The sequence below is a fragment of the Lactococcus formosensis genome (genome assembly GCF_018403745.1).
Classification (GTDB): domain Bacteria; phylum Bacillota; class Bacilli; order Lactobacillales; family Streptococcaceae; genus Lactococcus; species Lactococcus formosensis.
Window position 1 is genome coordinate 1 of the sequence record NZ_BOVP01000014.1, and the last position, 7787, is coordinate 7787.

The following is a 7787-nucleotide window of genomic DNA, read 5'->3' on the forward strand; positions in this document are numbered from 1 at the left end:
AGAGCAGAGCAGAGCAGAGCAGAGCAGAGCAGAGCAGAGCAGAGCAGAGCAGAGCAGAGCAGAGCAGAGCAGAGCAGTAGTTTTGCGCCTTTTTTACTATGCACTCAATAGACGTCCTGGATAAGGGCGTTTTTTCGCTGTTTAAAATAAAGATTTGAAAAAAGGAACAAGATATGAATAGAGAACAGAAAAGAAAGTTAGGTCTTATCACCGTTTTAGCTATCGCCCTCTTAGTCGGAGGAACCTTCGCCTTTACCGCCTTTAACCAACAAGCCATTAATGACCGACTCAGAGAAAATGATGTTGAAGTTGGCGGTCGTGTTCATGACTACTACAACCGAGACACAGAAAACAAAGACGTCTTTGTGGAAAACTACGGGCAAGAAGAAATCATGGCCCGTATTCGCCTGTCAGAGTTTATGGAAATCCAAGAACGAGGACAATCCAGCTTCACACCTGTCGTAGAGGGTACTGAGCGTGATGATGTAACCTCATGGACCACATGGAAACCTGAGGCAAACACCATGAACCAGCGTCAGACAGGCTCAGACTCTGCCTACTTTACCCCCTATTCTAACCTGACTTTTGGTTGGCACCGTGACGGCCAGTTTGCCCCTTGGTACCTTCCGACCTTCAATCTTGATGAAGCAGATGAACGCACCGCAGCTTCAGGCCATGCCCGAGACTATATCGCGGGCAATGGAGCGACAGACGGCAGCACAGATGGAGCCACTCACCCAGGCGATGGAACAGATGCTTTCTGGTCAGAAGATGAAGAGTATGACAACAGCACAGGCACTTGGCCCGGTTCTCAAGCGACACGTGAAACTGCACAGCACCTCCAACAAGAACGCCCGCCACTGACTATAGAAGAGTGGACAGAACTTGATAACAGTGAGAAAATCGGTGATTTCTGGGTGATTGACTACCAGACAGGCTGGGCTTACTGGGCAAGTAAGCTTCAAGCAGGAGAGACAACCTCCTACTTACTTGACGCTGCCCAAATGACTCCAGCAGCCGATGACATCAATGGCTCTTACTATTATGGTATCCATGTCTCTAGTCATATGCTCAGTCCAGAGCATAGCGATGATTTCCTAGAAGAAGACAGCGAAGGTGAACACCATGAACACTTGGCAGATCTTCTTCAAGGGATAAGAAATAACGCTATGGACCAAGATTGGGGACTTCCGGGCTTGCCAACGGAGAACCCACCAGCTGATGTGGATTCAGCTCCGGGTGACTTCAACTTTGGGTTAATGGAACCAGGGCGACTATTTACCATAGCTGGTCAACAGTTCCGCTATCTTGAAAATCAAGGGGGAGGCAATCATTTAATTATACGTAATGAAATTTTGAATAACGTCTCCTTTGGGGGCGTATCGACCAGAGTTGACAGCTGGTATAACGAAGAAATCTCAGAAGAACTTAGGGGATTTGTTCAACCTGTAGCGAATAGTTTTACGACAGGAGAGGTAGGAAATTCAGGAGCTAATCTCGATGAGAGTGGGTGGCAAGTAAATTTATCTGGAGTAGTCGCAACAGATGAAAGCCGAGTTGATTTAAATGGTACACCTCGTGCTTTTTCCTTATCACTTGCAGATATAAGTCGTTTGTCGGCTCCTGGTCTAGGATTCTCTAACTTTGCACAGCGTATAGCTCCCGGTGATGCTAGCTGGTGGCTACGTACTCCGGTTAGTAGTTTACGTGCTTGGTCTATCACTACAAATCCACCACCTTTTGGCAGATTAATCGGTGAAGCCCGTACAGTATCACAAGGCGTCCGCCCAGCCCTCATCATCCATCAACCCGGAACTTAAAGAAAAGCCAATACAGATAATGAAAAAACAAGATAACTATCGCTTGATATGGTTATTTTGTCTTAGCTTGTCTAACTTGCTTATTGATTATTCTATAATAACTGAGGCGCACCTAACCAATGCAGAAATGCCTTAGGGAAGGGGCGAGAAAATGCTTCAACTTATTTTCGTATCAGTTGTCGCTCCTATAGTGGTAGGAGCAGTCCTTGAGCTGGTCAAGGACTGGCTGAAAGGCTGGCGTAAGCACCATTAGTCCACTGTAACGTCTCTTTGGTAGAGGGGCGTTTTTATTTTGCCCAAAATTGTACAAAAAAAACCGAGGATTATTGGTAGCTCCTCGGTAAGATAGTGAAGCAATGCTTCAACTTATTTTCGTTAAATTCATTATATCATTAGCACTAAATTTGCCAAATTTTACTGACTAAAAATCTAGATTATCTGTTTACTCCCTTGGGGATGTTTTTGGGGATTTTTATTTTTCTGACAGGCTTAGTGTAGTGTTACTACGACTGGAGAGTATTCTCTTGTATATGTGCTCCTAAGTTAGGATTAGGAACCGTTATGAAAATCAAAAACCATTGGAGGGAAGTTGATGACTTTATTTTAATGTATTTTAGACTTGAAACAAAATGAAATAAAAGAGGAGAGTATTTACAACTCTTTTCCTAAGAGTAACCAGGTGCGTTTTTTATAATATCTTCGACATATTAGTGATGTAATATTGTGTGTTATTGTAATTTTTTTGTTGTGTTTGTATTTGTTTTGTTATAATTATATCGTGAGCGAGAAAATTACTTCTTGATTACTCTTTGAATTTGCGCCCAGTCTAAAGGGTGCTCTGTTTTGACATCCAAATCAGAAATCATTATCATTTACTAGAGATTTAGTGTAGAGGAATAACGTGAAAAATTTTTTGAAATTATCAGCTCTCGTTTTAATTGCTGGGGGGTGCAGTTTTGTTAATCAAAATAATGTCAACGACCTTGGAAGACGGTCAACAGGCACCTCTATTTGAACATGAAAAAGTAGTGCAATCTTCAAGAAAACAAGAAAATAACACCTCTAAACCCAAACACACTTATAAAAAGCAAGAAGTTATTCCAACAGCATTTTCTATTGAACAGGGTGCCTCTCCTACACGAGAAGATTTACAGCGTTATCTTTGGTGGTCAGAAGGAAGTCAACAAAATGTACGATTTACTAATCAAGTGAAGCAGGCTTTCCAGAGCAGAGGCGCGGAAAATAAAGAAGTTATTATTTCTCAGTTTCCTTACCAAGTAGCGCAAAATATTTTGCATTATGATTACTCAAATCTTGAGAATCCAAATAAAGAAGAACGTGGTGAGATTTTGATTCCAATAGAAAAAAAATTAATATAATATAAGGAGAGAATCACCATGGAAGAATTAATACGCTATTATATTCGAAATAATGAGCTGGCAAAGTTTCAAGCGATTCTTAAAGACCTGCCAAATCATGAGTTGAAAGAGATGTTACTACAGTTAAACATTGATGAACAGGGAAGTCTTTTTGAGGCTTTAGCAGAAGATAAAGCGCTCGAACTCTTTAGAATTCTACGTATAAGCCAGCAAAAAAATCTTTTGTCTATTCTTAAGCCACCGATGGTACAGAGTATTCTTAACCACCTTTCGCCTGATGATAGGGTAAAACTTTTTGATCGTTTACCTGAGAAGCAGCTCAAGAGCTTTCTGAGTATTTTAAGTTCGACAAACAGAGAAGAGACCCTCAAACTTCAATCCTATACGCCAGAAACTGCGGGAAGAATCATGACGACTGAGTATGTGACTTTGACGGGGGAGCTAACGCAAGAGGAAGCTCTGGCTAAAGTTTCGGATGAAGCACGGCGTAAGGAAAATATTTATATTCTCTTTGTTGTTGATACAGAGGAAAAGCTTCAAGGCTTTATTACTTTAGGGGGACTTTTAACAGTGAAACCTAAGGTACTTATCCAAGATGTGATGTCCCAACAGCCGATCTCTGTTAGAACATCAGTCGATCAAGAGCAAGTTGCCCAGAAAGTAAAGGAACTTGATCTTATTGCTTTAGCTGTGACAGATGATGAAGAGCGCTTGGTCGGCATCGTTACTTTTGATGACGCCATGGAGATTTTAGAAGAAGAAGCGACAGAGGATATCCTGAACCAAGCAGGTTTGTCTGACTTAAAAGATGCCGAAGAGGACCGCAGTAAACTGCTCATTAACGGAAAATTGAGCAAGATATTAGCAGTTCGGCTGCCCTTTCTTGTTGCAACTTTACTCCTAAGCCTCTTATCAGGCTTGGTTATTGAAGGGTTTGAGCAAACCTTGGAATCCATCGCCATGGTGGCGATCTTTATCCCTCTAATCATGGGAATGGGAGGCAATATCGGAACGCAGTCCTCAACAGTTTTCACACGTGGTTTGGTTTTGGGGCATATCAATATGGAAGATTTTCTCACGCCTTTCTTCAAAGAATTGCGCGTGGGCTTAGCTATTGGTGCTTTAATGGGGAGTTTAGCGGGTCTCATTGCTCTTTTATGGCTAGGTCTTCCGATGTTAGGTTTGGCTGTTGGTCTGGCGCTTTTTATAACGATGGCGGTATCTTCGATGCTTGGTTTTTTAGTTCCCTTTATTCTCATCAAGCTAAAAGTTGACCAAGCTGCAGGTTCAGCACCGATTATTACGACACTCAAAGACTTGCTTGCCTTGCTGATTTATTTTACTTGTGTATCAGTTTTTTTAGGGCATCTAATGTAAAAGTGTAGTGGAAAGTGATGGAAGAAGGGGCAACAACTTTAATATTGGTTGTTAATCTTTGGCGAGTGAATAAATCAGGTGTAATGAAGCGTTCAACTGTGCGAATAAAGGTAATAAACTCAAAGTAATGCTAGAAATTCACAAAAAAATTACTAAAATAGAAGTAGAATAAAATAATCTGTGATGGATATTGTTGCGGATTATTTTTATTGTTCATGGTAAAATGGAAGTATCTAAAAAATTGATTCATAACAGCAGGATTCAATATATAGTAATTTACGGAGAAGCGTGTGATTGAAAAAGTTAAACTAAAATCTGGACTAGAGTTTGAACCAGGGAATGTTACAATAATCGTTGGACCGAATAATTCTGGAAAATCGACTCTTTTGAATGACATAAGATTTGAATTGACTCAACCAGATTATGGGTATAAGAACATTGTTGTTGAGAAGATTGACGTTAATAAGTTCAGCGAAGAAAAAGCCAGAGAATTTTATAAAGAATCAGGTAGGGAATTTATTCAGCCCACTAATCAAAATCTTCAACAAGCGTTTCAAGGAAATTTGTTTTTTAAGACAGGTAATGGTAACTTTGGGCAATATAGTGAGCAACAGATAATAAATGCTCTTGCACATGATCAGGATAGGAAGACACGTTACAGAGTGGTCGAAAGTGTGTCTACTAAAGTTTTAGATGGAAATTCAAGACTGAGTTTATTTGTTCCTCAATCTTACAGATTTAGTACTAACAAGGATGATGAATTATCAAATATTGAGAAACTTCATGAAAATAATAAGTTGAGAGAAGAATTTTCAAAATATGTTATTGATGCTTTAGAACTTTATCCAGAAATATTACCCGAAAATGGACAAGGACAGATTACCTTGATGAAAGAGCCTCTTGGGGAAGACAAAAGAGATTCTCATAAAAAAGAGGTGATTGAGTTATTGAAAACAGGAAAAACTCAAAATGATGTGAGCGATGGAATAAAAGCATTTGTTGGTATCTTACTAGAATTGGTTGCGGGTAATCCAGAATTGATTTTAATTGATGAAGTAGATGCCTTTCTTCATGCACCATTAGCGAGAAAATTGGGGAGTATTATTTCGGGAATTGCAAAGAATCAAAATAAGCAAGTTTTTATCACAACACATAATCCACATTTTATTATGGGATGTATTGATTCTTCTTCTGATTTTAATATTTTACGTTTAACATACAACGAAGAGAAAGCTGATGCTCATATTATTGATAAAGAAGAGTTAAAAAATATAGTAAAGAATCCTCTTTTGCGTTCAACGGGTGTTTTTGATGGTTTATTTTATAAAAATGTCGTTGTCTGTGAAGCTGATTCTGATAGAGTATTTTATCAAGAAATTAATTATCGTCTGCGTGAAACAGGAGATAAGAGAAAGATCGATGACTGCTTATTTATCAATGCTCGAAATAAACAAACAGTTGGTGAAATTACACAAGTTTTGCGTCGTTTTGGAATTCCAACAGCTTCCATCATTGATTTTGATTTCATAAAAGATGGAGGGAGTGTTTATACAAATTATTTAGAGCAAAATGGCATTCCTGATTCTATGTTCAATAGTTTGAGAGAAAGTAAAACTTCTTTAATGTCCTACTATAAAAAGCATGATAACAGATGGGATAAGAAAGATTCTAAAATTAAAACGCAAGGCCTTGGTTTTTTAGATGCTAGTCATAAGATGACTGGAGAGATATTATTAAGTAACTTGAATAAATTTGGTTTATTTCCAGTCTCTGTCGGTGAAGTAGAATCATGGTTGCCTGAAATAGAGGGTGGGAATCACGGTAATGAATGGTTGATCAAAAAGCTTGAAAATATGGGAGATAACCCAGGTTCTGATGGCTATATAACTCCTGAGTCTGGAGATGTTTGGGATTTTATTGGAAATATACAAGTCTGGTTAGCAGACAGTTCTAGGTGTGGAATGTAGTATATTTGATATAAAATTTCTAAAGAGGTATTTTGCCAATCGTATATTTACTTTTTATAGATCGTAAGGCTAACACATCTTGTATAATTGACTCAATGAGAGTTGTCTTCACCTCTTAAGGATTATGCTTTAAAAAAGAAGCTAAAGCTAAACGCATTACTTTTGAGTTGGGAGAACGGAGACTAAACTATGGAAAAGAAAATTGGATATATTATTGTTGGAATTATTATCGTTTATGCACTGTATCATTTGGTTAGGAATTTTCAAGAAAGCATATTTCGAGGGATTAGTCAGATAGTTTTTACTCTGATAATTTTTATGATCTATTATTTTGCTAAACTTAGAAAGCGATGATATTATTTCCTCGCAGAAAACTAATCGGCTGAGCTTCTTTTTAGTAGATAAGAGCTCACTTAAAATACCACTATAGAAAGAGAAGTCATGTACATTAATGTGAATAATATTGACGAATATATTGAACAATCCTATGATCCAAATTTACTTGTTGAAATAGTTAAGCTCATCTCAGAACGTTTCCCCAATGAAAAGCCACGATATTTTGACAATGGCAAAACTTTCTCTGCAATTGTTTTTGGAAAAAATCCAGTACCAACCCAAGGATACGAAGAAGCAGGAATTATTAATATCGCTTCTCAGAAGAATAATATTTCAATATACTTTTATAGCTTCTTTGATGGGAAGAACTTATTTGATAAGTATGCCGCTCTGTTTCCTAAAAGTGCTGTAGGTAAAGGTTGTCTCCGTATAAAGAATAAAAAATTCCTAGAAAAGTACGAAGAAGCAATCACTCAGTTTGTTGAAGAAATTACTTAAAAAATTCAAGGAGTGTTATTATATGCAGTTGATTGTTTAATATAAACAAGCTATTGAAGTATTACAACAAGAAGAAAAGCAGAGATGATGTGTCTTGCCCCTTATAATATACGCATCCGCTATTAAGTGATACGCTAAGCATTCAAAAGAAAAAATAAATTCCTAAGAAATCTTGTTGGAGATGAGGAGAGACAGAGTCTCTCTTTTTTATATTCTTACTTCTGATATTATTTTGAAAATCATAAGAAAAACATTACAATAATATTATATAAATGTTATTAGTGTTACTTTACGCTAAAGCAGTTGACGAGGTAAAAATGATGACTTATAATCAGCAGAGCAGAGCAGAGCAGAGCAGAGCAGAGCAGAGCAGAGCAGAGCAGAGCAGAGCAGAGCAGAGCAGAGCAGAG

The 7787-nt window shown here is 38.1% G+C and carries 6 protein-coding genes; all 6 read left to right on the forward strand.

Features of this window, described 5'->3' with window-relative positions:
* Positions 1-173: 173 nt before the first annotated feature.
* The 6 genes from KJS37_RS10275 (at position 174) to KJS37_RS10300 (ending at position 7377) form a co-directional block, all read left to right on the forward strand.
* Positions 174-1820, forward strand: coding sequence for a hypothetical protein (locus tag KJS37_RS10275; protein ID WP_213497258.1), 1647 nt, complete (start codon positions 174-176; stop codon positions 1818-1820).
* Positions 1821-1971: 151 nt separating this feature from the next.
* The gene (locus KJS37_RS10280) at positions 1972-2073 is read left to right on the forward strand and encodes a type I toxin-antitoxin system Fst family toxin (RefSeq protein WP_213497260.1); all 102 of its coding nucleotides are present in this window, start codon (positions 1972-1974) and stop codon (positions 2071-2073) included.
* Positions 2074-2776: 703 nt separating this feature from the next.
* The gene (locus tag KJS37_RS10285; RefSeq protein ID WP_213497262.1) at positions 2777-3199 is read left to right on the forward strand and encodes a hypothetical protein; all 423 of its coding nucleotides are present in this window, start codon (positions 2777-2779) and stop codon (positions 3197-3199) included.
* Between the two features lie 18 nt (positions 3200-3217).
* Positions 3218-4576 carry a magnesium transporter gene (gene mgtE, locus KJS37_RS10290; RefSeq protein WP_213497264.1) on the forward strand — a complete coding sequence of 453 codons (1359 nt, stop codon included), beginning with the start codon at positions 3218-3220 and terminating at the stop codon, positions 4574-4576.
* 290 nt (positions 4577-4866) lie between these two features.
* Positions 4867-6543, forward strand: a complete 1677-nt coding sequence (locus KJS37_RS10295; RefSeq protein WP_213497266.1) for an ATP-dependent nuclease — start codon at positions 4867-4869, stop codon at positions 6541-6543.
* 441 nt (positions 6544-6984) lie between these two features.
* A complete protein-coding gene (locus KJS37_RS10300) occupies positions 6985-7377 on the forward strand; it encodes a hypothetical protein (RefSeq protein ID WP_213497269.1) in 393 nt (130 codons plus the stop codon).
* The last annotated feature ends 410 nt before the right edge of the window (positions 7378-7787 follow it).

Excerpts from the sequence above, each read along its gene's own strand:
- KJS37_RS10275 (WP_213497258.1), top strand. The coding sequence starts at position 174 with ATGAATAGAGAACAGAAAAGAAAGTTAGGTCTTATCACCGTTTTAGCT.
- KJS37_RS10280 (WP_213497260.1), top strand. The coding sequence starts at position 1,972 with ATGCTTCAACTTATTTTCGTATCAGTTGTCGCTCCTATAGTGGTAGGA.
- mgtE (WP_213497264.1), top strand. The coding sequence starts at position 3,218 with ATGGAAGAATTAATACGCTATTATATTCGAAATAATGAGCTGGCAAAG.
- KJS37_RS10300 (WP_213497269.1), top strand. The coding sequence starts at position 6,985 with ATGTACATTAATGTGAATAATATTGACGAATATATTGAACAATCCTAT.